Here is a 25,954-nt window from a genome sequence, read left to right on the forward strand (position 1 = left end):
TCTACAGGGTCTCGATCCAGTTGGTGAGGAGCTGGGCTCCGGCGTCGCCGGACTTCTCGGGGTGGAACTGCGTGGCCCACAGGGCGCCGTTCTCCACGGCGGCCACGAAGGGCCTGCCGTGCGTGGACCAGGTGACCCTGGGCTCGGCGAACGCCGGGTTGTGGGTCTCCAGCGTCCAGTCGTGGACGGCGTAGGAGTGCACGAAGTAGAAACGGGCGTCCGCGTCGACGCCGGCGAAGAGCTGGGAGTCGGAGGGCGCCTCGACCGTGTTCCAGCCCATGTGGGGCACGACGTCGGCCTGGAGCGGTCCGACCGTGCCGGGCCACTCGTCCAGGCCCTCGGCCTCCACTCCGTGCTCGATGCCGCGCGCGAAGAGGATCTGCATGCCGACGCAGATGCCCATGACCGGGCGTCCGCCGGACAGCCGGCGGTCGACGACCCAGTCGCCGCGGGCGGCCCTGAGGCCCTCCATGCAGGCGGCGAAGGCGCCGACGCCGGGGACGAGGAGTCCGTCGGCGTTCATGGCGCTGTCGAAGTCACGGGTGATCTCGACGTCGGCCCCCGCACGGGCGAGGGCGCGCTCGGCGGAGCGGACGTTGCCGAATCCGTAGTCGAAGACGACGACCTTCTTGGCGGTCAATTCCACACCTCCAGCCTCAGCACTCCCGCGACGAGGCACATCGCGGCGCCGATGGACAGCAGGACGATGAGCTGCGTGGGCATCTTCTGCTTGGCGAAGGAGATGATGCCGCCCACGAGGAACAGGCCGACGAGGATCAGCGCGGTGGAGGTGCCGTTCACAGCGCGCCCTTCGTGGAGGGGAGGATGCCGGCCGCGCGCGGGTCGCGCTCGGAGGCGTAGCGCAGGGCGCGGGCGAGCGCCTTGAACTGGCACTCCACGATGTGGTGCGCGTTGCGCCCGTAGGGCACGTGCACGTGCAGCGCCACCTGCGCCTGGGCGACGAAGGACTCCAGGATGTGCCGGGTCATCGTGGTGTCGTACTCGCCGATCATCGGCGCCATCTTCTCGGGCTCGGTGTGCACGAGGTAGGGCCGGCCGGACAGGTCGACGGTGACCTGGGCGAGGGACTCGTCCAGCGGGACCGTGCAGTTGCCGAAGCGGTAGATGCCCACCTTGTCGCCGAGCGCCTGCCTGAAGGCGGCACCGAGTGCGAGGGCGGTGTCCTCGATGGTGTGGTGGGAGTCGATGTGCAGGTCGCCGTCGGTCTTCACGGTCAGGTCGAACAGACCGTGCCGGCCGAGCTGGTCGAGCATGTGGTCGTAGAAGCCGACGCCGGTGGCGATGTCGGTCTTGCCGGTGCCGTCGAGGTCGATCTCGACGAGGACCGAGGTCTCCTTGGTGGTGCGCTCCACGCGCCCGACGCGGCTCATCCGCTCTGCTCCTGTTCCTTCTTGAGATCGCGTACCGCATCGAGGAACGCGTCGTTCTCCGCCGGGGTGCCGGCGGTCACCCGCAGCCAGCCCGGTACGCCGTTGTCCCGGACCAGGACGCCCCGGTCGAGGATCCTCTGCCAGGTGGCGTGCGAGTCCGCGAACCGTCCGAACTGGACGAAGTTGGCGTCGGACTCGGTCACCTCGTAGCCGGCGGCGCGCAGTTCGGCGACCAGCCGGTCCCGTTCCGCCTTGAGCTGTTCGACGTACCCCAGCAGCGTGTCCGTGTGCTCCAGGGCGGCCAGCGCGGTCGCCTGGGTGACGGCCGACAGGTGGTACGGCAGCCGTACGAGCTGGACGGCGTCGACGACGGCCGGGTGCGCGGCGAGGTAGCCGAGGCGCAGGCCCGCCGCGCCGAACGCCTTGGACATGGTGCGGGAGACGACCAGGTTCGGCCGTCCGTCGAGCAGCGGCAGCAGCGAGTCGCCGTGGCTGAACTCGACGTAGGCCTCGTCCACCACGACCATGGACGGCCCCGCCGCCTGGGCGGCCTCGTAGAGCGCGAGGACCGTCTCGCGCGGGACCGCGTTGCCGGTGGGGTTGTTGGGGGTGGTGATGAACACCACGTCGGGCCGGTTCTCGGCGACGGTCTTCTCGGCGGCGGCCACGTCGATGGTGAAGTCGTCGTGGCGCGGGCCGGAGATCCAGCCCGTGCCGGTGCCGCGGGCGATGAGGCCGTGCATCGAGTACGACGGCTCGAAGCCGATCGCGGTGCGGCCGGGCCCGCCGAAGGTCTGCAGCAGTTGCTGGATGACCTCGTTGGAGCCGTTGGCCGCCCAGACGTGGCGCACGTCCACGGCGTACCCGGAGGTCCGCGTCAGGTACTCGGCGAGCTTCGTGCGCAGTTCGACCGCGTCCCGGTCGGGGTAGCGGTTGAGGCCGCGGGCGGCCTCGCGGACGCGCTCGGTGATCCGCTCGACCAGCACCTCGGGCAGCGGATAGGGGTTCTCGTTGGTGTTCAGCCGTACCGGCACGTCCAGTTGGGGCGCGCCGTAGGGGGACTTGCCGCGCAGCTCGTCCCGTACGGGCAGATCGTCGATTCCGAACGTCACTTGCTCTGGGGCACCTTCCACTCGAACCGCGCCTTGATCGCCGCGCCGTGGGCGGGCAGGTCCTCCGCCTCGGCCAGCGTCACCACGTGGTGCGCGACCTCGGCGAGCGCGTCGCGCGTGTAGTCGACGATGTGGATGCCGCGCAGGAAGGACTGCACGGACAGGCCCGAGGAGTGGCAGGCGCAGCCACCGGTGGGCAGGACGTGGTTGGACCCGGCCGCGTAGTCGCCCAGCGAGACGGGCGCCCAGGGGCCGACGAAGATCGCGCCGGCGTTCCGTACGCGCTCGGCGACGGCGGCGGCGTCGGCGGTCTGGATCTCCAGGTGCTCGGCGCCGTAGGCGTCGACCACGCGCAGGCCCTCGTCGATGCCGTCGACCAGCACGATCGCGGACTGGCGGCCCTTGAGAGCGGGCACGATCCGGTCGTCGACGTGCTTGGTGGCCGCGACCTGCGGCTCCAGCTCCCGCTCGACCGCGTCGGCCAGTTCCGGCGAGTCGGTGACCAGGACGGCGGCGGCCAGCGGGTCGTGCTCGGCCTGGCTGATCAGGTCGGAGGCGACGTGCACCGGGTCGGCCGTGGAGTCGGCGAGCACCGCGATCTCGGTCGGGCCGGCCTCGGCGTCGATGCCGATCTTGCCGGTGAAGTAGCGCTTGGCGGCGGCGACCCAGATGTTGCCGGGGCCGGTGACCATGTCGGCCGGCGGGCAGGACTCGGTGCCGTACGCGAACATCGCCACGGCGGTGGCGCCGCCGGCCGCGTACACCTCGTCGACGCCGAGCAGGGCGCAGGCGGCGAGGATCGTCGGGTGCGGAAGCCCGCCGAACTCGGCCTGCGCGGGCGAGGCGAGGGCGATCGACTGGACGCCGGCCTCCTGCGCGGGCACGGCGTTCATGACCACGGACGACGGGTAGACCGACCGGCCGCCGGGCGCGTACAGGCCGACACGGTCGACGGGCACCCACTTCTCGGTGACCGAGCCGCCGGGGACGACCTGGGTGGTGTGGGTGGTGCGGCGCTGCGCGCGGTGGACGAGCCGGGCGCGGCGGACGGACTCCTCCAGGGCCGCGCGCACGGCCGGATCCAGCTCCTCCAGCGCGCGCGTGAGCGCGGCCGCGGGGACCCGGACCTGGTCGAGCTTGACGCCGTCGAACTGCTCGGCGAAGTCGATCAGCGCCGCGTCGCCACGATGATGCACGGCCTCGCAGATCGGACGCACCTTCTCCAGGGCGGCCGAGACGTCGAAGTCGGCTCGGGGCAGCAGGTCGCGCAGGGCGGGACCCTCGGGGAGGGCGTCGCCGCGCAGATCGATTCGGGAGATCACGGAACCAATTCTCTCAGACCCGCGTCGGGGACCGTTCGCGCGTATCAGTGGCTGATACAGAACGCGACGACTCGTCGCCGCGGGTCGCGGAACGCTCGGATCGACCTCACGTTCAGTGTTCAGGTCGTCACGCAGTGGGCATGAACGGTTGTACGAAGCGTGAGTGACCGACGAGTAGCCGGGGAGGGAGGGAGCGCCGTGACCGAGGGGGACGGCCACCGTGACGGAGAGCTGCCGCGCGATCTGACCCCCGCCGAGGCGGGCATGTGGCAGGCCTTCCGCAACGGCAGTGTGTACGACCTGAGCAGCGGGGACGCACTGGTCGACGATCCGCACGGAGGGCAGCCGTGGGGCCCGGAGCGGACCGTGCGGGCCCGCATCGTGTGCTGGCTGCTGCTCGACGGCCCGCCCGCGCTCGCGGGCCGCGTGTCCTCGCTCCAGCTCGTGGGCGTGCAGATCAGCGACACGATGGACCTGGCGGGCGGCACGGTGGTGCCGTACGTGGAGCTGCGGGGCTGCCGCTTCGAGCGGGAGCTGCTGCTGCCCGAGACCCGCTTCACGACCCTGCGGCTGGTGGACTGCTCGGTACCGCGCCTGGAGGCGGCCCGTCTGCACACCGAGGGCGATCTGCATCTGCCGCGCTGCCGGTTCCCGGGCGGCATCCGGCTCACCGACGCCCGGATAGGCACCGACCTGCTGCTCAGCCAGGCCGTGGTGCACCGGGACCGCAGCGGCCGTTCCATCGCGGCGGACGGCATGGCGGTCGGGCAGGACCTCCAGGCGGAGATGCTGGAGTCGTACGGCGAGGTCAGTCTGCGCAGCGCCCAGGTCGGCGTCTCCCTGAGCCTGCGCGGCGCGCGCCTGTTCAACCCGTACACGCGGCACGCGCTGAACGCCCCGCGGCTGGCGGTGGAGCGCACCCTGTATCTGACGCCGGCGGGTCTGGGCAGCCCGATGCTGCGGGGCACCACTCCCGCGCAGGGGACGCGGATCCAGGTCTTCGAGTGCGAGGGCGGGGTGCGGCTGGACGACGGGCGGTTCGGGGACGCCGTCGACTTCGAGCACGCCCGGTTCACCTTCAGCGACGACCAGGAGCTGTCCCTGCGCCGGGTGCAGACGCCCGAGCTGCGGTTCCTCGGCGAGCGGCCGGCGCGCGGCCGGGTGGTGCTGTCGGGGGCGCGGGTGGTCAACCTGATGGACCGCGCGGAGAGCTGGCCGGGCCCGGGCCGGCTGCACATGGGCGGCTTCGCCTACGAGAACCTGGTGCCGCGCGGCCCGTTCCCGCTGGAGAAGCGGCTGCGCTGGGTGGGCGCGGCGACCGCCGAGTACAACCCGGAGCCGTACGAGCGCCTCGCCGCCGTGCTGCGGGCGGGCGGTGAGGACGAGGACGCCCGCGAGGTGCTGCTCGCCAAGCACCGGCGGCGCCGCGAGAGCCTGCCCCTCGCCGCGAAGCTCGTGGGATACGCGCAGGACTGGACGGTCGCCTACGGCTACCGGCCGGGGCGCGCCGCGGTGTGGATGGCGGTGCTGTGGGCGGCGGGCTCCTTCGCCTTCTCGCGCGCCCACCATCCACCGCTCAAGACCGGGGAGCACCCGGAGTGGAACCCGGCCCTGTTCGCCCTCGACCTGCTGCTGCCGGTCATCGACCTGGGCCAGGTCGGCTTCTGGCAACTGCGCGGCGGCTGGCAGTGGCTGGCGGCGGTGATGATCCTCCTCGGCTGGATCCTGGCGACGACGGTCGCGGCGGGGGCGACGAGGCTCCTGCGCCGAAGCTGACGCGGGCGAGGCGCCCCTGCCCCCAAGGCGCGCCCGCGCCGCCCGGCGGCCGCCGACGGCGGGCACGGCCTGCGGGAGCCACCCGCACCCGACGACGCGTCCGCACGGCCGTGCCGGGAGGAACACCCGGGGGCCGACGGCGGAGCCGAGGCCGCGCGACCCGCACAACCATCCCGCTCCCCCGACCGTCGTACAGGCCATGCTGCGTGCGTTCCTCCGTACGTCGCGGCCCGCCGCCGCACCTCCCCCCGCCGACGACGAAGCCGACGTCCTCCTCGACGCCCCCGACGACCGCCTGGCCCCCGCCCTGGTGGCCGCGGCGGGCGGCGATCACGGCCCGGCGGCCGCCCTCCTCGCCGCCACCCGCGACGGCGCCGAGTGGGAACGCCGCGACCGCTGCGCGACCCGGCTGGCCGCCTTCGCACGCGCCCGCTCCGCATGGCTCGAGCACTGGCACGCCACCGCCCCGGACGACCCCGGCGCCCTGCTGGTCGGCGCCAGGCTCGCCGTGGACCGCTGCTGGGACTCCCCCGCCCGCGCGGAACTCCTGCGGCAGGTCGCCCCCGCGGTCACGGCCGCCACCCGGGCCGGCGGCCCCGACCCGGTGCCGTGGCGCGTCGCCCTGGACGCCGCGCGGGGCGCCCGCGCGGGGCACGCCGTGTTCGAGGGGCTGTGGGAGCAGGCGGTCCGCCGCTCCCCGCACCACTACGGCTGTCACGTGGCCGCCCTGGAGTACCTGGCCGCCTCCTCGCCCCACGCCCACCGCGAGTGCCTCGACTTCGCCAAGAGGGCCGCACAGGACGCCCCCGAGGACGCGCTCGTACGCGCGCTGCCGCTCCACGCGGCGTTCGTCTGCCTGACCCGGACCGGCCCGGACGGCTCGGCCCGGGAACCCGCCCGGGGTGTGGACCGTTCCCGCCTGCACGCGGCGGCCGACCGGGCGATCGCCCTGTCCGCCGCGCACCCGCCGGCGGACCCCTGGCCGGCGGAGCTGCGCAATCTGCTGACCTACGTGCTGGTGCGCCTGGAGCGCCCGCGGGAGGCGGCGGAACAACTGCGGCTGACCGGCCCGTACGTCACGTCCTTCCCGTGGGACCGGGACGCCGACGACCCGCTCGGACGGTTCCTCCAGGTGCGCGGGAACCTCCGCGCCGCGCTCGCGGACACGGGGCCTGCGGCGGGTTCGCGCCATCCGCGTACGGGGCGCGGCGGCCGCTTCTGTCCCGGCGGCCATTAGGCTTCTGGGTCGTGACCACCGTCCGGCTCCCCCTCTTCCCCCTGAACTCGGTGCTGTTCCCGGGACTCGTGCTCCCCCTCAACGTCTTCGAGGAGCGCTATCGCGCCATGATGCGCGAGCTGCTGAAGACGCCCGAGGAAGAACCGCGCCGATTCGCCGTCGTGGCGATCCGCGACGGCCACGAGGTCGCGCCGAGCGCCCCCGGCATGCCCGACCTCACGGCCGTGCCCGAGCGCGGCCCCGCCGCCGGGTTCGGCCCCGACCCGGCCAAGGCGCTCCACAAGGTGGCCTGCATCGCGGACGCGGCGACGATCCGGGAGCGGGCCGACGGCACCTTCGAGGTGCTGGCGACCGGCACGACCCGGGTGCGGGTGCTGTCCGTGGACGCGTCGGGGCCCTTCCTGACGGCCGAGCTGGAGCCGCTGCCCGAGGAACCCGGCGACGAGGCGGGGGCGCTGGCCGAGGGGGTGCTGCGCTCGTTCCGGCAGTACCAGAAGCGGCTGGCGGGGGCCCGGGAGCGCTCGCTGGCGACCGGCGCGGAACTGCCGGACGAACCGGGTGTGGTCTCCTACCTGGTCGCCGCCGCGATGATGCTGGACACGCCGACGAAGCAGCGGCTCCTCCAGGCGCCGGACACCGCGTCCCGGCTGCGCGACGAGCTGAGACTCCTGCGCACCGAGACGGCGATCATCCGTACGCTGCCGTCCCTGCCGGCGTTCGACCTGACGCGCGGCCCGACGAGTTTCAACTGAGGTACTGGCCCGGATGGCGAAGAAGTCGAAGAAGCAGCAGCAGTCCGGCGGCACCCCCGCGACGGTGGCCCTCACGGCCGCCGGTGTGACGTACACGGTCCACGCCTACGACCACGACCCGTCCCACCCGTCCTACGGCGAGGAGGCGGCCGAGGCGATGGGGGTCTCCCCGGAGCGGGTCTTCAAGACGCTGGTGGCGGACGTCGACGGGGCACTGACGGTCGCGGTGGTCCCGGTGGCGGGCCAGCTCGACCTGAAGGCCCTGGCGTCGGCGGTGGGCGGCAAGCGGGCGGCGATGGCCGATCCGGCGCTGGCCGAGCGCACCACGGGGTATGTGCGGGGCGGTATCTCCCCGCTCGGCCAGCGCAAGCGGCTCCGGACGGTCCTGGACGCGTCCGCCTCGGGCCACGCCACGATCTGCGTCTCGGCGGGCCGCCGCGGCCTGGAGGTCGAACTCTCCCCCGACGACCTGGCGAAACTGACCGACGCCACCCTGGCCCCCATCGGCCGCCCCTGACCCGCGCCCCGGCCGGCTTCGCGGCCGGCCGGCCTACGCCTGCTTCTCGCCGCCCGGTCCTCCCTGACGCCCCTGCGGGTAGTACGGCTGGTACTGCCCGTACGGGTCGGGCTCCGGGTCGCGGGGGCCGAACAGGCCCGTCAGCCCGAGGTGCACCGCCAGCGCGGCGAACGGCCAGGCCAGCAGCGCCCCCTTCGCGCCCAGCTTCAGCGGCGCGGAGAACGTCACGCCCTTGCCCACGTCCTTCGCGTGGGCGATCACGTCCTGCGTCGGCCCCAGCCACACGCCCACGCGCCACGCCAGCACGGACGCGAGGAGTCCGCCGACGCCCAGGGCGACCACCAGCGGCACACCCCCGCGCCGGCGCAGCAGGAAGACGACCACCGCGCTGACCAGCCCGAAGCCGAGCGCGAGCAGGGTGAACGTGCCGTCGACGCCGACCGCCTGCTCGCCCTCGGAGTCCTTCAGGTAGACGACCCAGCTCTCGTCGACCACGTTGCCGACGAGCGGCACGTGCGGCGCGAGCCGCCACCACAGCAGGCCCAGCAGCACTCCGGAGAGGGTCACGGCCACCAGGGCGACGACGGCCTGCCGGATCTCGGTCAGCATCCCGGTCCCGTCCTGTTCGCCGTGGTCGTGCGCGGGCCCCATCGCGTGCGCCCCGACGGGGGGCGGCACCGGCCCGTGGGACGAGCGATCGTTCGGCGGCGGAGGCGGAGTCAGCGGTGCGGTCACCCCGTCATCGTGCCAAACGTGCCTGTGCCGCGCGTCACCGGACGGCGGCCCGGCGGTACGCCCAGGTGGCGACGGCCAGGGAGAGCACGCCCACCGCCCCGCACACGGCGAGGTCGCCGAGGACGAGGGCCCAGTCGGGCCGCTCGCCGAAGGTGCGCGCGAAGGCCTCCACGCCGTACGTCGAGGGCAGCAGGTCCCGCGCCAGTCGGACCGCCTCCGGCATCCGCTCCGCGGGCAGCACGCCCAGCAGCAGCGCCGCCGACATGCCGAGCTGGCCCAGCAGGGTGGCCAGCTCGGGGCGCGGCGCCAGCAGGCCGAGGGCCGCCCCAAGTCCGGCGAGCGCGGCGCCCGCCAGCGGGATCACGGCCGCCAGCACCCACAGATGGGTCACCGGCAGCCCGAACAGCATGCAGCCGAACACCGCCGTCACCACGGTCCCCGGCACCGTGAAGGAGGCGTACGCGCCCGCCGCGCCCAGGACGACCGCGGCCGGCGGCACCGGCAGCGTCGCGTAGTGGTCGAGGCCGCCGCTCGCGCGGAGCTGCCCGAAGTACTGGGCGAGCAGGTTGAGCGCGACGAACGCCACGACGAGCACCGCGGACCCGGCGACCACGGCCTGGGCCTCGCCCCCGCCGTCCACGACACCGCGCATCAGGATCATGATGCCGATCGACTGGAAGGTGGCCACGAACAGCAGCGGGATCCTGGCGACCCGGGCCCGGGAGAGCTGCGCCCGGTACACGGCCACCAGGGACGGCCACAGCCGCGCCCGGGGTCCGAGCTCGGCCGCGCCCCGCTCCCCCGCGGCCGGGGCGCCGTCGGGCAGGACTTCGGCGGGTACGACACTCACGTCGTGCTGCTCCCCTTCACCACTCGTCGCCGGGCCAGTCCGCGCTGCACCCGTCCTCCCGTGGGCGCTCGTCCCCGCCGCAGCGGACGCGGAGCCCCGGGTTCTCACCGCTCGCGTGCTCAAGCCCTCACCAGTCCCTGCCGCGCCGCCCCGCCCAGGGCCAGGTAGACGTCCTCCAGGCTGGGCGTGGCCAGGGTGAAGTCGTCGAGCGCGGCGAACGCGGCCCCGCCGGTGACGGTGGCGACGACGGCGCGGGCCTCCTCAGGGGCGAGCCGCAGCGTCCAGCGGCGCCCCGACTCGGCGGCCCGGTCGCGCAGCGCGGCGACCTCGGGGACGTTCAGCGGCGCCGTCTCGCGCCACACCAGGTCCACGCGGACCTCGCCGGCGACCTGCTCCTTGAGCCCGGCGGGCGTGTCGCAGGCGATCACGCGCCCCCGGTCGAGGACGGCGACCCGGTCCAGCACGGTCTCGGCCTCGATGACGTTGTGGGTGACGAGCAGCACCGTCGTGCCCCGCTCGGCGCGCCGGCGGTCGACGGCGGCCCAGACCGCGCGCCGGGCCACCGGGTCCATGCCGGTCGTGGGCTCGTCCAGGACCAGCAGCGGGCGCTCGCCCACCAGCGCGGCGGCGAAGCAGGCCAGGCGGCGCTGGCCGCCGGAGAGCTTCTTGAGGGGGCGCCCGGCGATCGGGGCGAGGCCCAGCTCGTCGAGGACGGCGTCCCGTTCGGCGCGGGCGTCGCGGGCGTCGAGGCCGCGCAGCCGTCCGGTGGTCTCGGCGGCGAGCGACACGGTCAGCTCGTCGAGGGCGCTGGACTCCTGGCCGAGGTAGGCGAGGATCCGCGCGGCCCGCTCCGGGTGGCGCACGATGTCGTGGCCGAGGATCTCGACGGTGCCGCGGTCGGGTCGCATCAGCCCGGTCATCTGGCGGACGAGGGTGGACTTGCCGGCGCCGTTGGGGCCGAGCAGTCCGAAGATCTCACCGCGGCGGATGTCCAGGGAGACGTCGTCGGTGGCCCTGACCTCGGGGGTGGCGGGGGCGCCGCGCCGGCCGCGTACCGCCGCGTAGGTCTTGGTGAGCCCGCGCACCGCGCACACGGCATCGCCGCCGGGTCGAGAGGCCTGTGCCGCGCGCGTAGTCACAAGGGACGAGCCTACGGGGTCGCCGGTCCCGCCCCGCCCTCGGGTCCGCCCATAAGCATCAATTCGGCCAGGCGTCACTCCCCGGCGGGAGCACGCTCGGTCGCGGTGCGCACGTCGATCTCCCGCCAGAACCCCGCCCTGATCGCGTACCGGTCGTGCTCGTCGATCTGGTCGTCCTTGTGGGCCAGCAGCCCGAAGCGGGCCGCGTAGCGCAGCAGCTCGCCGTCGACGCGGTGCGGGATGCGGGGGTACATGCCGGACAGTTTCTGCAGGTGGCTCTGGTCGCCGAGGCGTTCGACCCAGCGGCGGGCGAAGACCTGGCCGACCTCGTAGGGGTCGCCGCCGACCGTGGTGATGTCCTCCTCGCGGTCGGCCCAGCGCTGCTCGGCGGTGGTGAGCTGGGCCAGCGTCGGCAGGGAGAGGGCCTCGGCGGGCTCGGCGGCGGGCCGGTCGACCCAGCCCTTGTCGGAGGACCAGCGCAGGGTGGCGGTCGGCGGCTGCGGGGCAGGGTGGTGGGCGCCGGGGGCGCGCAGGGCGGCGAGGTCCTTGGGGGTGGGGACGCCCTTGGCGGGGGCCGTGCGCTCCCCGGCGCCGTTGCGCGCGGCGGTGTCCGCCGCGGGGTGCTCGGGTTCCCGGGCGGCCCGCTCGGCCGCGGCGGACAGGGCGGACTCGGGCAGCGGCGCGGAGAGGATCGCGGCGATCTCGGGCCGGGGCACGGGCGGCGGCGCGCAGATGCCGCCGACCTCCTTGGCGCGTACGGCCTTGGTGATCCAGGCGCGGTCGAGGACGCGGCGTTCGTCGGCCTCGGCGACCAGGTCCTCGGACTGGTTGTAGTCGCCGTCGGCGGCCTGCACGGCCCACAGGTGGACGGCGACGCCGTGCTCCTTGGCGGCCATCATGCCGGGCAGCAGATCGCCGTCGCCGGTGACGAGGACGATGTCCGAGCAGGCGCGGTTGCGGGCGAGTTCGGTCAGCTCGGCGTGCATGGCGGCGTCCACCCCCTTCTGCGCCCAGCGTCCGTCACTGCGCGTGAGGGCGCCGAGCCGAACGGTGACGCGGGGCATCACGCGCAGCCGGCGGTGCTCGGGCTGCGGGACGCGGTCGGGGGCGCCGTCGAACCAGTAGATGCGCAGCAGAGGCTGCTGCGTGTCGGACTCGGCGCGGTCGCGCAACCCCTGGATGAGGGCGGCGTGATCGACGGTGATGCGCGAGCGCGAGGGCTCCCCGGCGAGCAGACTGGCGGCGGCCCCCAGCAGATACCCGGCGTCCACCAGGACGATGCAGCGGTCCACGCGATCCACCCTCTTTCCGGGAGGTTTGCTTCGGGCTTGCTTCGAGTCTGCCCGACGGCACGGAGGTTAACGGCCCCAACTCGATCTTCGGCGTGGCGTTTCGGCGCCCCGTGACCCGACGAGCCGTGTCACGCACGGTAATTGCCCGATATGCGTTCTTTTTCAGTCTATGTGAGTCTGATGCCGGACCTGGCCCCCAGATCCCCCTCAGGAGGTAGATCACCATGGCCAAGAACAAGAACAACCGTGACCGTAAGCAGTCCGCGTCCGCCCGTGCCCCGCAGGCCGCCGCCGACCAGGCCGTGATGGACCGCGAGGAGCAGCACGCCCCGCCGCTCTCGTCCGGCGACATGCCCTCCCGCAAGCGGCAGAAGCGCTTCGGCCACAACTGACGTCCGGCACACGGGCCGTCGCGGCCGCCGTGACAGGAAGGGGCGCACCCGTTGCCGGGTGCGCCCCTTTCGTCGTTCCCCTGTCTCAGCCCGCCAGGCAGGACGGGCCGAGCAGCACCTTAAGGTCGCCGAAGAGGGCCGGGTCGGGCTTCACCCGGTGCCGGTCGAGGCGCAGCACCGTGGTCTTCGTCGGCCCCTGGAGCTTGATCCGGACCTCGCTGTCGCCCCGGTGGTGCGTGAGGATCTCGCCGAGGCGGCTGACCATCGGCGGAGTCACCCGCGTCGCCGGGATGGTGAGGACCACGGGCGCGTTGGTGCCCGCGTTGGACAGGTCGGGGACCATCAGCTCCATCGCCACGAGCCGCGGCACGTCCTCACGCTTGTCGAGGCGTCCCTTGACGAACACCACGGCGTCCTCGACGAGTTGGGTGGAGACGAGCTGGTAGGTCGCGGGGAAGAACATGCACTCGATGGAGCCGGCGAGGTCCTCGACGGTGGCGATGGCCCAGGCGTTGCCCTGCTTGGTCATCTTGCGCTGGAGGCCGGAGATGATGCCGCCGATGGTGACGACCGCGCCGTCGCCGAAGTCACCGCCGGTGAGCTGGGAGATGCCCGCGTCGGCCTTGTCGGAGAGCACGTGCTCGAGACCGAAGAGCGGGTGGTCGGAGACGTAGAGACCGAGCATCTCCCGTTCCTGGGCGAGCAGATAGGTCTTGTCCCACTCGTCCTCGCCGAACGTGACGTCGAGTCCGAAGCCGGGCTCGTCGTTCTGCTCGTCGCCCATGCCGCCGAAGAGGTCGAACTGGCCCTCGGCCTCCTTGCGCTTGACCGCGACCACGTTGTCGATCATCGGCTCGTACTGCGCGGTGAGGCCCTTGCGGGTGTGCCCCATCGTGTCGAAGGCGCCGGCCTTGATCAGGGATTCCGTCGTCCGCTTGTTGCAGACGACCGCCTCCACCTTGTCCAGGTAGTCCGGGAAGGAGCTGTACTTCCCCTTGGCCTTGCGGCACCGGATGATCGACTCCACGACGTTGGTGCCGACGTTGCGCACGGCGGAGAGGCCGAAGAGGATCACGTCGTCGCCCTGGGCGGCGAAGTTGGACATGGACTCGTTGACGTCGGGCGGCAGCACCTTGATGCCCATGCGGCGGCACTCGTTGAGGTAGACCGCGGACTTGTCCTTGTCGTCCTTGACCGAGGTGAGCAGCGCGGCCATGTACTCGGCGGGGTGGTTCGCCTTGAGGTACGCCGTCCAGTACGACACCAGGCCGTACGCGGCCGAGTGCGCCTTGTTGAACGCGTATCCGGCGAAGGGGACCAGCACGTCCCACAGCGCCTGGATGGCTTCGTCGCTGTAGCCGTTCTTGCGGGCGCCGGCCTGGAAGATGACGAAGTTCTTCTCCAGCTCCTCGGGCTTCTTCTTGCCCATCACGCGGCGCAGGATGTCGGCCTCGCCGAGCGAGTAGCCGGCGATGATCTGCGCGGCCTTCTGCACCTGCTCCTGGTAGACGATCAGGCCGTAGGTGACGGACAGGACCTCTTCGAGGGGCTCCTCCAGCTCCTTGTGGATCGGGGTGATCTCCTGGAGGCCGTTCTTGCGCAGCGCGTAGTTGGTGTGCGAGTCCATGCCCATCGGGCCGGGACGGTAGAGCGCGGAGACGGCGGAGATGTCCTCGAAGTTGTCGGGCTTCATCAGGCGCAGCAGGGAGCGCATGGGGCCGCCGTCGAACTGGAAGACGCCGAGGGTGTCGCCGCGCTGGAGCAGTTCGAAGGTCTTCGGGTCGTCCAGCGGCAGCGACAGCAGGTCGATGTCGATGCCCTTGTTGGACTTCACCATCTTGACGGCGTCGTCCATGATCGTCAGGTTGCGCAGGCCGAGGAAGTCCATCTTCAGCAGGCCGAGCGACTCGCAGCTCGGGTAGTCCCACTGTGTGATGGTCACGCCGTCGGTGTGCCGGACCCAGACGGGCACGTGCTCGGTGATGGTCTCGCTGGACATGATCACGCCGGCGGCGTGCACGCCCATCTGCCGCACCAGGCCCTCGACGCCCTTGGCGGTGTCGATGACCTTCTTCACGTCCGGCTCGTTCTCGTACATCGACCGGATCTCGCCGGCCTCGCTGTAGCGCGGGTGCGAGGGGTCGGTGATGCCGTTGAGGTCGATGCCCTTGCCGAGGACGTCGGCGGGCATGGCCTTGGTGAGGCGGTCGCCCATCGCGTACGGGTAGCCCAGCACGCGGGCGGAGTCCTTGATGGCGTTCTTCGCCTTGATCTTGCCGTAGGTGCCGATCATGGCGACCTTGTCGGCGCCGTACTTCTCCGTCACGTACCTGATCACCTCGACGCGCCTGCGCTCGTCGAAGTCGATGTCGACGTCGGGCATGGAGACGCGCTCGGGGTTGAGGAACCGCTCGAAGATCAGGCCGTGCGGGATCGGGTCGAGGTCGGTGATGCCCATGGCGTACGCCACGATCGAACCGGCCGCGGAACCACGGCCGGGGCCGACGGCGATGCCCTGCTTCTTGGCCCACATGATGAAGTCGGCCACGACGAGGAAGTACCCCGGGAACCCCATCTGGATGATGACGTCCATCTCGTACTCGGCCTGCTTCTGGCGGTCCTCGGGGATGCCGCCGGGGAAGCGGCGCTCCATGCCGCGGCGGACCTCCTCCTGGAACCAGGTGACCTCGGTGTACCCCTCGGGGATGTCGAACTTGGGCATCAGGTCGCGCTTCTCGAACATGCCCGAGGTGTCGACCATCTCCGCGACCAGCAGCGTGTTGGCGCAGCCCTCCTGCCAGGCGTCCGAGGAGTCGATGGCGTACATCTCGTCCGTGGACTTCAGGTAGTAGCCGGTGCCGTCGAACTTGAAGCGGTCCGGGTCGGAGAGGTTCTTGCCGGTCTGGATGCACAGCAGCGCGTCGTGGGCGGTCGCCTCGTGCGCGTACGTGTAGTGCGAGTCGTTCGTCACCAGCGGCGGGATGCCGAGCTTGCGGCCGATCTCCAGCAGGCCGTCGCGGACCCGGTGCTCGATGTCGATGCCGTGGTCCATCAGCTCCAGGAAGTACCGGTCCTTGCCGAAGATGTCCTGGTAGTCGGCGGCCGCCTTGAGCGCCTCGTCGAAGTGGCCGAGCCGCAGCCGGGTCTGCACCTCGCCGGAGGGACAGCCGGTGGAGGCGACGATCCCCTCCGACCACTGGGAGATCGTCTCCTTGTCCATCCGGGGCCACTTCTGCAGCCAGCCCTCGGCGTACGCGTCGGAGGAGAGGCGGAAGAGGTTGTGCAGGCCCGTCTTGTTCACGGCCCACATCGTCTTGTGCGTGTAACCACCGGAACCGGAGACGTCGTCCCGCTTCTGGTGCGGCTGGCCCCACTGGATCTTGCGCTTGTTGCGCCGCGACTCGGGCGCGACGTACGCCTCGATCCCGATGATCGGGGTGATCCCGGCCTTCTTCGCGGAGTGGAAGAAGTCGTACGCCCCGTGCAGGTTGCCGTGGTCGGACATGGCGATGTGCGTCATGCCCATCTCGTTGCACGCGTTGAACATGTCCTTCAGCCGCGCGGCACCGTCCAGCAGGGAGTACTGGGTGTGGACGTGCAGGTGCGTGAACGGCGGCTTGGACACGTGCGGCCTCCTGGGGAAACTCTGGGCGACGGGCTGCGGTCAGTCCGGGGGGTCAGCGTCGAAGTCTATGCCTCGCCACTGACACTCCGGCGCGCCGGACGCGTACCTTCATGCGGGGCCCCGCGTGTCGGGCCCGCCCCGGCGCGCGGGCACTCCCGCGCACCCTCGACCGTTGGTCCGAGTGGAATGACGCCCCACTCGCCCCGCACCGTCCGCACCAGGAGGCACCCAGCGATGTCGGTCCCGCAGCTCAGCGACGAGCACCGCGGCGAGGAGATCCTCGCCGTCTTCGACACCGCCTTCGGCGAGCTCCTGGCCGCCGACCCGGCCGCGTTCCGGGTGAAGTTCCGGAAGATGGCGGCCTCGGCCTTCGCGTTCTACCGGGGCACGGCCTGCCTCTTTTACCACGACCTGGACGCGGAGCACGGCGGGCAGGACGGCGGCCGGACGTACAGCGGCCCGTACCTGGACGAGCGGACCTCGCGCGTGTGGATCCACGGCGATCTGCACGCGGAGAACTTCGGCACGTACATGGACTCCACCGGCCGCCTGATCTTCAACGTCAACGACTTCGACGAGGCCTACGTCGGCCCGTTCACCTGGGACCTCAAGCGCTTCGCCGCCTCCGTCGCGCTGATCGGGTACGCGAAGGCGCTCGGCGACGAGCAGATCACCGAGCTGGTGCGGGTCTACGCGGGCGCGTACCGCGAGCGCATCCACTCCCTGGCCACGGGCGCCAAGAGCGACGAGGTGCCGCCGTTCACCCTGGACACCGCCGAGGGCCCGCTGCTGGGCGCGCTGCGCGTCGCCCGCTCGCTGACCCGGTTCGGGCTGCTGGACTCGATGACCGAGATCCGTGACTTCGAGCGCCGCTTCGCCCCCGGCGGCGGCTCCATCGAGCTGGACGCCGCCACGCGGTACAAGGTGCTGGCCGCCTTCGACGGCTACCTCGAGACGCTCCCGGAGTCGTCGCTGGCCCGCCCGGACTCCTACCGGGTCAAGGACGTCGTCGGCCGCCGCGGCATCGGCATCGGCTCCGCCGGCCTGCCGTCGTACAACATCCTGCTGGAGGGCAACAGCGACGCCCTGGAGAACGACGTCGTGATCTACATCAAGCAGGCCCAGACCCCGGCGGTCTCCCGGCACGTCACCGACCAGGCGATCCGGGACTACTTCGCGCACGAGGGCCACCGCACGGTGATCTCCCAGCGCGCCCTCCAGGCGCACGCCGACCCGTGGCTGGGCTGGACCGAGCTGGACGGCGCGGGCCAGCTCGTCGCCGAGGTCTCGCCGTACGCGGTCGACCTGGACTGGGGCGACATCGACGACCCGGAGGAGATCGCCGAGGTCGTCGCCGACCTGGGCCGGGCCACGGCCACGATGCACGCCGCGGCGGACGACCAGTCCGGCGAGTCCCTGGTGCCCTTCTCCACGGAGCGGGCCATCGACGCGGCGATCGCGGCCGACGAGGAGGGCTTCGCGCCCCTGCTGGTGGACTTCGCCCACACCTACGGCGCACGCGCGCGTGCCGACCACCAGACCTTCGTCGACCTCTTCCGCAACGGCCGGATCCCGGGCCTGTGACCGTGCCCCGGCCCACAGGCACCCTTTAAGGACCCCTTACCGGCCTTCATGACACACTCTTGACTCGCTATGGACATATCCGGGACCCCGCTCAGAGCCGTACGCGCGGCGCTGTTCACGTCACTCGTCGTGACGCTCAGCACCGCGTCGCACGTGCTGCTGTCCGGGGTGCCGCTGCCGCTGCCCACGGTGGCCGCCGTCGCGGCCGCCGTGTTCGTGATCGCGTACGCCCTGGCCGGGCGGCGCGAGCGCGGCTTCGGGCGGATCGCCGCCCTGCTGATCCCGCTGGAGCTGGCCGCCGACACGGTCTTCACCACCGGCCAGCACCTCTGCTACGGCAGGGCGGGCGGCCCGGTCGCGGGTCCACTGCGCTCGGTCGGCTTCGACGTGCTGTGCGGCGACGGCACGGGCGTCCGGGCCGGTGTCGCCGCCCCGCTCACCCGGGTCACCGGCGCCGACGGCGACCGGCTGGCGGCCGCCCTGGCCCACGCCGACCCGGCGACCGCCTGGCTGCTGCTCGGCGCGCACGTCGGCGTCGGCCTGCTGGCCGCGGCGTGGCTGCGGCGCGGCGAACGTGCGCTGGCCCAGCTCCTGAGCGCGGTGGCGGCGACGACGTTCCGGCCGCTGCTGCTGGCCGTCGCGGCCGTGACCGTGCGCCGGGCACCGGCGGTGCGCCGCCCGGCACCGGCACTGCGCCGCACCGCCGGTGCCCGCGAGCGGATCCTCACGCACTCCCTGGGACGGCGCGGACCGCCGCGCTCGCTCGCGCTCGCCTGACCTCCCGGTCACCGAGCACCAGCAGCCCACGTACGCATTTCCGCACACCCCCCGTGTGCGCGTCCCCGGAGAGAACATCACCATGAGCAAGCGGAACAGCCAGGCGGCGAAGACGGCGGCCCGTGAGCGCCTGCGCGAGGAGCGCGAGCGCCAGGCCAAGCGCGACAAGGTCAAGCGGCAGGCCGTCGTGGCCGGCTCCATCGTCGGCGTACTGGCGATAGCCGGCGGCATCGGCTATTTCGTCGTGCAGAACAGCAAGCCCACGGGGTGGGAGAAGGCCGCCGAGGCCAAGGTGGTGGCCCCGGCCAACACCTCGGGCAAGGACGGCACCACGGTCGTGCTCGGCGAGTCGAAGTCCGACAACGTGGTCCACCTCTACGAGGACCCCCGCTGCCCGGCCTGCGCCTCCTTGGAGCAGAACCTCGGCGAGACCATCAACAAGGGCATGAAGGACGGCGACTACAAGCTCTCCTTCACCATCGGCACTTTCCTCGACGGCAACCTCAGCGGTGAGGGCTCGAAGAACGCGCTCAGCGCGCTCGGCGCCGCGCTGAACGTCGGTCCGGACGCGTTCCTCGACTACAAGAGCGCGCTGTTCTCCTCCGAGTTCCACCCCGCGGAGACCACCGACGAGCTCGCCAAGGACGACTACCTGATCAAGGTGGCGAACACGGTCGACGCCCTGAAGGACAACAAGAAGTTCCAGGACGCCGTGAAGAACGGCACCTACGACGCCTGGGCGATGCGCATGAGCAAGTCCTTCGACAACGCCGAGGGTGTCGACTCCACCCCCACCATCAAGATCAACGACAAGGTGATCCAGAACCCGGGCACGGCCGCCGAATGGCAGAAGTCGCTCAAGGACGCGGGCGTCACCAAGTAGACGTGCGGCGAACGGGCGGGCGAATTTTCGGCAGTTCGCCCGCCCGTTCGCATACCGATCAGTAACCTGATCGGCCGTGACCAGTCGACACAGATCATCCGAAGAGATCGTCCCGTCGTCCGCCGAGCACGCGGGCACCCGCGCGCCCAGCCGCCGTTCGTTCGTCAAGGCCGCGGCGGCCGGCGCCGTTCTGGCCGCCCCGCTCGCCGCCTCGCCGCCCGCCGTGGCCGCCGGTGCCGCGCCCGCCTTCCTGCACGGCGTCGCCTCCGGCGACCCACTGCCCGACGGGGTCCTGCTGTGGACCCGGGTGACGCCGGTGCCCGAGGCGATACCCGGTTCGGGCCTCGGCCCGGACACCGAGGTGAGCTGGGTCGTCGCCACCGACAAGGCGTTCACGAACGTCGTCGCCAAGGGCTCCCTCACCGCGTCCGCCGCGTCCGACCACACGGTCAAGGCCGACGTCCGGGGCCTCGCCCCCGCCACGGACTACTGGTTCCGCTTCTCGGCCGGGCCGACCGTCTCCCCCGCCGCCCGCACCCGCACCGCCCCCGCGGCCGACGCGGCCGTCCCCCACCTGCGCTTCGGTGTGGTCTCCTGCGCCAACTGGGAGGCCGGCCACTTCTCCGCGTACCGCCATCTCGCGGCCCGCGGCGACCTGGACGCCTGGCTGCACCTCGGCGACTACGTCTACGAGTACGGCACCGGCGAGTACGGCACCCGCGACACCGTCGTACGGCAGCACGCGCCCGCCCACGAGATCGTCACCCTCGCCGACTACCGGATCCGGCACGCCCGTTACAAGACCGACCCGGACCTCCAGGCACTGCACGCCGCCGCGCCGGTCGTGGCGATCTGGGACGACCACGAGATCGCCAACGACACGTGGTCGGGCGGCGCCGAGAACCACACCGAGGGCGCGGAGGGCGCCTGGACGGCACGTCAGGCCGCCGCCAAGCAGGCCTACTTCGAGTGGATGCCGGTGCGTCCGGCCGTCACCGGCACCACCTACCGCCGGCTGCGCTTCGGCAAGCTCGTCGACCTCTCGCTGCTGGACCTGCGCTCGTTCCGCTCGCAGCAGGCCGCCCTCGGCAACGGCGACGTCGACGACCCGGACCGCACGCTCACCGGCCGCGCCCAGCTCGACTGGCTCAAGGCCGGGCTGACCTCCTCCGACGCCACCTGGCGGCTGGTGGGCAACCCGGTGATGATCTCGCCGTTCGCCATCGGCTCGCTCTCCGCCGAGCTGCTGAAGCCGCTCGCGGAGCTGCTCGGCCTGCCGAAGGAGGGGCTCGCCCTCAACACCGACCAGTGGGACGGCTACACGGACGACCGGCGCGAACTCCTGGCCCACCTGCGCGCGAACGCGGTCCGCAACACCGTGTTCCTGACCGGCGACATCCACATGGCGTGGGCCAACGACGTGCCGTACAACGCCGCCACGTACCCGCTGTCCGCCTCGGTGGCCACGGAGTTCGTCGTCACCTCGGTGACCTCGGACAACCTCGACGACATCGTCAAGGTCCCCGAGGGGACCGTCTCGGCCGTCGCCGCGCCGGTCATCCGGGCCGCGAACCGGCACGTCCACTGGGTCGACACCGACCGGCACGGCTACGGCGTCCTCGACATCACCGCCCAGCGGGCGCAGATGGACTACTACGTGCTGTCCGACCGCACGAAGCCCGACGCGACCTCGGCGTGGGCCCGTTCGTACCGCACCCGCAGCGGCACGCAGAAGGTCGAGCGGACCTACGACCCGGTCTGAGCCCGCCCCCTCCGCCCCGCACAGGCGATTTTCGGCCAACCCGAAACCGCGAGCGGACCCACCCGGAGGAGCCAGGTGACTACGGCGGGTGGTGCGACCGGTGCGCCGAACCGGGACACGCCACCCGCCGTGATCCGGATCCGTCACGCTGAGATCCCGGAACCTCCGGCGATGAACGGGACCCGCACAAGAAACTTCACCAATTGCCCGTGTTCGCCGGGTATTTGATTGGGCTTGATCACTGCTCTTTCCGCGTCCGCATGTACACGTAATCTCCGGGCGGTGGCCAGGAAGATCCCTGCGCCCCATTCCCCACCGCATCCGCTAGGAGCCCGCATGCGTGCGCTTGCCCGGATATCGCCCCTGACGCGCAGACGCCTTCTCGGCACGGCCGTCGTGGCCGGAACCCTGATGCTCAGCCCGCTGTCCGCACCCACCGGCGTCGCCGCGGCCGGTGCCCCGGTGACCGGCGCCCCGGCCGCCGACTGCGTGGAGGACACCCACGCCGCGGCCCGCGAGGCCCGCCCCGGCTCCGGCAGCCACATCGCGGAGCCGAACGAGATCAGCGAGGCCTCCGCCAAGGCCATGGACGCCGATCTGCGCGCCAAGCTCGACAAGCTGCGCGCGAACGGCCGCCTCTCCGCGGCCGCCGCCTCGGCCACCATCCCGGTCTACTTCCACGTCATCCACGACGGCGAGGCCGGCAAGCTCAGCGCCACCGACATCAACGCCCAGATGAACGTCCTGAACGCGGCCTACGCGGGCAGCGGCACCGGCAACACCGACTCGGGCTTCCAGTTCACCCTGGCCGGCACCGACTACACCGACAACGCCGCCTGGTACACCGTCGGTTCGGGCTCGGCGGAGGAGAAGGCGATGAAGTCCGCCCTGCGCAAGGGCGGCGCCAACGCGCTCAACGTCTACGCGGCCAACATCGGCGGCGGGCTCCTGGGCTGGGCCACCTTCCCCAGCTCCTACAAGGCCAGCCCCTCCATGGACGGCGTCGTCATCCTGAACGCCTCGCTGCCGGGCGGCTCCGCGGCCAACTACGACCAGGGCGACACCGCCACCCACGAGGTCGGCCACTGGCTGGGGCTCTACCACACCTTCCAGGGCGGCTGCAGCGGCCAGGGCGACTACGTCGCGGACACTCCGGCCGAGAAGAGCCCGGCCTACCAGTGCCCCGAGGGCCGTGACAGTTGCACCCGCCAGGCCGGCGCCGACCCGATCCACAACTTCATGGACTACACCTACGACGCGTGCATGGACCGGTTCTCCGCCGGCCAGGTGCAGCGCATGCAGGACAGCTGGGCCGCCTACCGGGCCGCCGGCTGATCCTCCTCCAGCGACTCGAGGAAGCCGAGCGCCACCCGCCAGGTGGCCTCGGCCGCCTCCTCGTCGTAGTCCGGCAGACCGGGGTCGGTGTAGAGGTGGCCGGCGCCCGCGTAGCGGTACACCTCGACGTCGGCTCCGGCGCGGCCCATCTGGAGGTACCAGGCGCTGAGCCAGTCGTCCGTCTCGAAGGGGTCCGGCTCGGCCACGTGCAACTGCACCGGCAGGTTGTCCACCGAGGCGTTGGCGGCGATGTCCGAGGTGCCGTGCAGGAGCAGCAGCCCGCGCGCCCGGTGGTCGCCGAGCGCGAGGGTCTGCGCGATGGAGGCGCCGAGGGAGAACCCGGCGTAGACGAGCCCGCGCTCGGAGTACGGCGCCACGGCCAGCACCGCCCGCTTCAGCAGTTCCTCCCGGCCGATCTCCTCCTGGTGGGCCATGCCCTCCTCGACCGTGTCGAAGGTCCGCCCCTCGAAGAGGTCCGGGGTCCACACCTGGTGCCCGGCGTCGCGCAGCCGGTCGGCGGCCTGCCGCACCGCGGGCCTCGGGCCATGGGTCGAGTGAAAGAGCACGATGTTCATGAGGCCATGGTGCCAGGCCGGGTGTGACGGCCGGGCGGGCGGCGATACCCGGTGCGGGACGCACATCACAGGTTCATGCCCCGGCCGTGCCGGATACGTTCGTGGGCATGGAGACCATACTCCGCCCGCTGATCGTCGTCGGCGGCTCCGTCCTGTTCACCCTGGTCATCGGCTGGGCCACCGACCTGTTGCTGCGCAAGGCCGACGAACGCCACCCGGAGACGCCGCTGTGGGGGCTGCTGCGCCGCGCCCGCATCCCGTACCAGGTGGTGCTGTGCGCGGCGCTGCTGAGAGGGTCCTACGACGAGGCCGGGCTCCTGGAGGGCCGTCAGGCCGGGGTCGGCCGGACGCTGACGCTGGTGCTGATCGGCTCGGCCGCCTGGCTGGTCATCCGGATCACCGCGGCGGTCGTGGAGACCTCGTACTCGCGCTACGCCCAGGCCCACGCCCAGCGTGACCCGGCGCGGGTGCGGCGGGTTCGCACCCAGGTCTCGCTGATCATGCGTGTCGTCTCCGCGGTCGTCGGCGTGGTCGCCGCTGCGTCCATGCTGCTCACGTTCCCCGACATGCGCGCCGCGGGTGCCTCGCTGCTGGCCTCGGCCGGTGTGCTCGGCATCGTGGCCGGCATCGCGGCCCAGTCCACGCTGGGCAACCTGTTCGCGGGGCTGCAGATCGCCTTCGGCGACATGGTGCGCCTCGGCGACACGGTCGTGGTGAACGGCGAGTGGGGCACCGTCGAGGAGATCACGCTGACCTTCCTGACCGTGCGCACCTGGGACGAGCGCCGGATCACGATGCCTGTCTCGTACTTCACCTCCAAGCCGTTCGAGAACTGGTCGCGGGGCACCCCGCAGATGACCGGCGTCGTCTACTGGCACCTCGACCACTCGGCCCCGCTGGACGCCATGCGCGAGCGACTGCGCGACATCCTGCGGGGCTGCCCCGCCTGGGACGGGCGGGCGTACAACCTGACCGTCACCGACACCACGCCGAGCACCATGCAGGTGCGGGCCCTGGTGACGGCGAAGGACGCGGACGACATCTGGACGGTGCGGGTGGAGGTGCGCGAGCGGATGATCCGCTGGCTGGCCGACGAGCACCCGTACGCCCTGCCCCGCGTCAGCACGGCGCAGGCGCCCCGGCGCCCGGACCACGACGGCCTGCCGCACGCCCGGCGCGCCCCGGACGAGGAGCCCCACCGCTTCCCCCGCCGGTCCGGGAAGTCGCTGTGACCGTCGGCCGCCGGGGCCCGGCCCCCGGGCCCGCGGTCAGCGCAGGCTGCGCACGTCCAGGTGGCGCAGCACGCGGTCGACGATCTCCGGGTCGGATCCGGGCTCGCTGCGTGCCGCCAGCACCTCGTGGCGCGCCGCGCTGAGCATCTCGCCCTGGATCCGGCGGATCCGCTTCAGCCGCCGGGTCCGCTGGAGCTGCGCCTCCCGGCGTTCCTCGTCCCCGATGTCGGGGCTGATCCGCACGCCGATGTCGTAGGCCCGCCGCAGCATCTGCTCGGACAGCTCCTCCGGCAGTTCCTCGACCGCCTCGATCTCCTTGAGCCGCTGCTTGGCCGCCTTGGCCGCGCGCACGGCCAGTTCCTTCTCGTACTCCTTCTCCCGCTCGGTGTCCGAGCGCACCCCGAGCCGGTTCACCAGCCACGGCAGCGTCAGGCCCTGCAGCAGCAGCGTCACCATGATCACGCCGAAGGCGATGAAGACGATCTCCTCCCGGTTGGGGAAGGGGGAGCCGTCGTCCGTCTTCAGCGGGATGGCGAGCGCGAGGGCCACCGAGGCGACGCCGCGCATCCCGGACCACCACATGACGACGGTCTCCCGCCAGCTCGTCGGGATGTCCTCGTCGTGGTCGCGCCGGGCGTGCAGCCGCTGGGTGAGCCAGGTGGCCGGCAGCAGCCACAGCAGCCGGACGAGGATCACCACGACGACGACCGCCCCGGCCCAGCCGAGCAGTTCGTCCCACCGCCCGGAGGCCGTGCGCAGGGCGTTGTGCAGCTCCAGCCCGATCAGCCCGAAGGCGACACCGGTGACGAGGGTGTCGACGACGTCCCAGACGGTGTGCCCGGCCAGGCGCGTCATCACGTCGTCGGGGCCGACCGCGTACTCGGCGAGGAACATGGCGGTGGTGAGCACGGCGAGCACACCCGAGCCGTGCAGTTCCTCGGCCAGTACGTAGGAGACGTACGGCACCAGCAGCGTCAGCCCGATCTGGAGGGTGGGGTCGCCGAGCACGTCGAAGAGCTTGCCGGTGCCCCAGCCGAGCGCGAGGCCGACGGCGACGGCGACGACGGCGGACAGCACGAGGTCGAGGCCGGCCTTCCAGGGCGAGAAGGTGCCGCCGACGGCCGCGGCGATGGCCACGTGGTACAGGACGATGGCCGTCACGTCGTTGAACAGCCCCTCGCCCTCCAGGATGGACACCAGGCGGCGCGGCAGTCCGAGCTGGCCCGCGACGGCGGTCGCCGCGACCGGGTCGGGCGGCGCCACCAGGGCCCCGAGCGCGAAGGCGGCGGCGATCGGCAGTCCCGGCACGATGGCGTGGGCCACGGTGGCCACGGACGCCATGGTGACGAAGACCAGGGCGACCGCCAGCAGGAAGATCGGGCGCCGGTTGGCCGCGAACTGTCTCCAGGACGTGCGCCGTACGGCCGCGTAGAGCAGCGGCGGCAGCAGCGCGGGCAGGATGAGTTCGGGCGGGATGTCGACGTTGGGCACGAAGTCGAGCAGCGCCAGCACGATGCCGAGGACGGTCATCAGCACCGGCGCCGGGAGTCCGAGCCGGTCGCCGAGGGGGACGCTCAGCAGGGCCCCGAGCAGCAGCACGAACAGCAGGGCCAACTGGTCCACGGTCACCGCTCCGGTGGGGTCTCGGCGTCACACGGCGGGTCTC

At 72.2% G+C, this 25,954-nt stretch carries 23 protein-coding genes; 11 read left to right on the forward strand and 12 right to left on the reverse strand.

Going from position 1 to position 25,954, the window contains the following annotated elements; genetic code table 11:
• Position 1: 1 nt before the first annotated feature.
• The 5 genes from hisH to hisD are packed head-to-tail and all read right to left on the reverse strand — an operon-like array spanning position 2 to position 3,825.
• Entirely contained in the window at positions 2-646 is a 645-nt protein-coding gene (gene hisH / locus ACH499_RS01325; protein WP_356200064.1) for an imidazole glycerol phosphate synthase subunit HisH, read from the reverse strand.
• Entirely contained in the window at positions 637-801 is a 165-nt protein-coding gene (locus tag ACH499_RS01330) for a hypothetical protein (protein ID WP_356200066.1), read from the reverse strand. The genes hisH and ACH499_RS01330 overlap by 10 nt, the downstream gene beginning before the upstream one ends.
• Positions 798-1,391, reverse strand: coding sequence for an imidazoleglycerol-phosphate dehydratase HisB (gene hisB, locus ACH499_RS01335; RefSeq protein WP_356200067.1), 594 nt, complete (start codon positions 1,389-1,391; stop codon positions 798-800). Before hisB ends, ACH499_RS01330 begins: the two co-directional genes overlap by 4 nt.
• Positions 1,388-2,503: a histidinol-phosphate transaminase gene (locus tag ACH499_RS01340; protein WP_399013140.1), complete on the reverse strand. Its 1,116-nt coding sequence runs from the start codon at positions 2,501-2,503 to the stop codon at positions 1,388-1,390. The genes hisB and ACH499_RS01340 overlap by 4 nt, the downstream gene beginning before the upstream one ends.
• On the reverse strand, positions 2,500-3,825 hold the full coding sequence (gene hisD / locus ACH499_RS01345; protein WP_399013142.1) for a histidinol dehydrogenase: 1,326 nt from the start codon (positions 3,823-3,825) through the stop codon (positions 2,500-2,502). Before hisD ends, ACH499_RS01340 begins: the two co-directional genes overlap by 4 nt.
• Positions 3,826-4,023: 198 nt before the next feature.
• Between hisD and ACH499_RS01350 the strand changes: the two genes are divergently transcribed.
• The 4 genes from ACH499_RS01350 (at position 4,024) to ybaK (ending at position 8,107) form a co-directional block, all read left to right on the forward strand.
• Positions 4,024-5,601, forward strand: a complete 1,578-nt coding sequence (locus ACH499_RS01350) for an oxidoreductase (RefSeq protein WP_356200073.1) — start codon at positions 4,024-4,026, stop codon at positions 5,599-5,601.
• A 199-nt stretch (positions 5,602-5,800) separates the two neighbouring features.
• On the forward strand, positions 5,801-6,838 hold the full coding sequence (locus tag ACH499_RS01355) for a hypothetical protein (RefSeq protein ID WP_399013144.1): 1,038 nt from the start codon (positions 5,801-5,803) through the stop codon (positions 6,836-6,838).
• Positions 6,839-6,849: 11 nt separating this feature from the next.
• Positions 6,850-7,590 (forward strand): LON peptidase substrate-binding domain-containing protein, encoded by a 741-nt coding sequence (locus ACH499_RS01360; protein ID WP_399013145.1) that lies wholly within the window; start codon positions 6,850-6,852, stop codon positions 7,588-7,590.
• A 13-nt stretch (positions 7,591-7,603) separates the two neighbouring features.
• Positions 7,604-8,107: a Cys-tRNA(Pro) deacylase gene (gene ybaK, locus ACH499_RS01365; RefSeq protein ID WP_356200078.1), complete on the forward strand. Its 504-nt coding sequence runs from the start codon at positions 7,604-7,606 to the stop codon at positions 8,105-8,107.
• A gap of 33 nt (positions 8,108-8,140) precedes the next feature.
• Here the strand turns inward: ybaK and ACH499_RS01370 are convergent, their stop codons facing one another.
• The 4 genes from ACH499_RS01370 to ACH499_RS01385 all read right to left on the reverse strand — a co-directional run bounded on the left by ACH499_RS01370 (position 8,141) and on the right by ACH499_RS01385 (position 12,123).
• Positions 8,141-8,842, reverse strand: a complete 702-nt coding sequence (locus ACH499_RS01370; protein ID WP_399013147.1) for an AAA family ATPase — start codon at positions 8,840-8,842, stop codon at positions 8,141-8,143.
• Positions 8,843-8,876: 34 nt separating this feature from the next.
• Entirely contained in the window at positions 8,877-9,692 is an 816-nt protein-coding gene (locus tag ACH499_RS01375) for an ABC transporter permease (RefSeq protein WP_356200080.1), read from the reverse strand.
• Between the two features lie 119 nt (positions 9,693-9,811).
• Positions 9,812-10,786 (reverse strand): ABC transporter ATP-binding protein, encoded by a 975-nt coding sequence (locus ACH499_RS01380; protein ID WP_356200268.1) that lies wholly within the window; start codon positions 10,784-10,786, stop codon positions 9,812-9,814.
• 119 nt (positions 10,787-10,905) lie between these two features.
• Positions 10,906-12,123 carry an NYN domain-containing protein gene (locus tag ACH499_RS01385; protein WP_399013149.1) on the reverse strand — a complete coding sequence of 406 codons (1,218 nt, stop codon included), beginning with the start codon at positions 12,121-12,123 and terminating at the stop codon, positions 10,906-10,908.
• 224 nt (positions 12,124-12,347) lie between these two features.
• Between ACH499_RS01385 and ACH499_RS01390 the strand changes: the two genes are divergently transcribed.
• A complete protein-coding gene (locus ACH499_RS01390) occupies positions 12,348-12,515 on the forward strand; it encodes a hypothetical protein (protein WP_356200084.1) in 168 nt (55 codons plus the stop codon).
• Positions 12,516-12,600: 85 nt separating this feature from the next.
• Here ACH499_RS01390 and dnaE read toward each other — a convergent pair whose 3' ends face one another.
• Positions 12,601-16,140: a DNA polymerase III subunit alpha gene (gene dnaE, locus ACH499_RS01395; RefSeq protein WP_356200085.1), complete on the reverse strand. Its 3,540-nt coding sequence runs from the start codon at positions 16,138-16,140 to the stop codon at positions 12,601-12,603.
• 234 nt (positions 16,141-16,374) lie between these two features.
• Here dnaE and ACH499_RS01400 point away from each other — a divergent pair, with 234 nt between their 5' ends.
• The 5 genes from ACH499_RS01400 to ACH499_RS01420 all read left to right on the forward strand — a co-directional run bounded on the left by ACH499_RS01400 (position 16,375) and on the right by ACH499_RS01420 (position 22,481).
• On the forward strand, positions 16,375-17,724 hold the full coding sequence (locus ACH499_RS01400; RefSeq protein ID WP_399013150.1) for a DUF2252 domain-containing protein: 1,350 nt from the start codon (positions 16,375-16,377) through the stop codon (positions 17,722-17,724).
• Positions 17,725-17,793: 69 nt separating this feature from the next.
• Positions 17,794-18,501: a hypothetical protein gene (locus ACH499_RS01405; RefSeq protein ID WP_356200089.1), complete on the forward strand. Its 708-nt coding sequence runs from the start codon at positions 17,794-17,796 to the stop codon at positions 18,499-18,501.
• A gap of 82 nt (positions 18,502-18,583) precedes the next feature.
• Complete coding sequence (locus ACH499_RS01410) at positions 18,584-19,384, forward strand: DsbA family protein (RefSeq protein ID WP_399013152.1); 801 nt, start codon at positions 18,584-18,586, stop codon at positions 19,382-19,384.
• Between the two features lie 76 nt (positions 19,385-19,460).
• The gene (locus ACH499_RS01415; RefSeq protein WP_399013153.1) at positions 19,461-21,146 is read left to right on the forward strand and encodes an alkaline phosphatase D family protein; all 1,686 of its coding nucleotides are present in this window, start codon (positions 19,461-19,463) and stop codon (positions 21,144-21,146) included.
• A 336-nt stretch (positions 21,147-21,482) separates the two neighbouring features.
• Positions 21,483-22,481 (forward strand): zinc metalloprotease, encoded by a 999-nt coding sequence (locus ACH499_RS01420; protein ID WP_399013154.1) that lies wholly within the window; start codon positions 21,483-21,485, stop codon positions 22,479-22,481.
• Here the strand turns inward: ACH499_RS01420 and ACH499_RS01425 are convergent.
• Entirely contained in the window at positions 22,463-23,056 is a 594-nt protein-coding gene (locus ACH499_RS01425) for a dienelactone hydrolase family protein (RefSeq protein ID WP_356200095.1), read from the reverse strand. The two genes, ACH499_RS01420 and ACH499_RS01425, sit on opposite strands and share 19 nt — an antisense overlap.
• A gap of 107 nt (positions 23,057-23,163) precedes the next feature.
• Here ACH499_RS01425 and ACH499_RS01430 point away from each other — a divergent pair, with 107 nt between their 5' ends.
• A complete protein-coding gene (locus tag ACH499_RS01430; RefSeq protein WP_399013156.1) occupies positions 23,164-24,288 on the forward strand; it encodes a mechanosensitive ion channel family protein in 1,125 nt (374 codons plus the stop codon).
• A gap of 36 nt (positions 24,289-24,324) precedes the next feature.
• Here the strand turns inward: ACH499_RS01430 and ACH499_RS01435 are convergent, their stop codons facing one another.
• A complete protein-coding gene (locus ACH499_RS01435; protein ID WP_356200099.1) occupies positions 24,325-25,911 on the reverse strand; it encodes a Na+/H+ antiporter in 1,587 nt (528 codons plus the stop codon).
• Positions 25,912-25,954: the final 43 nt, after the last annotated feature.

It is taken from the genome of Streptomyces sp. NPDC018947, assembly GCF_044390505.1.
GTDB lineage: Bacteria > Actinomycetota > Actinomycetes > Streptomycetales > Streptomycetaceae > Streptomyces.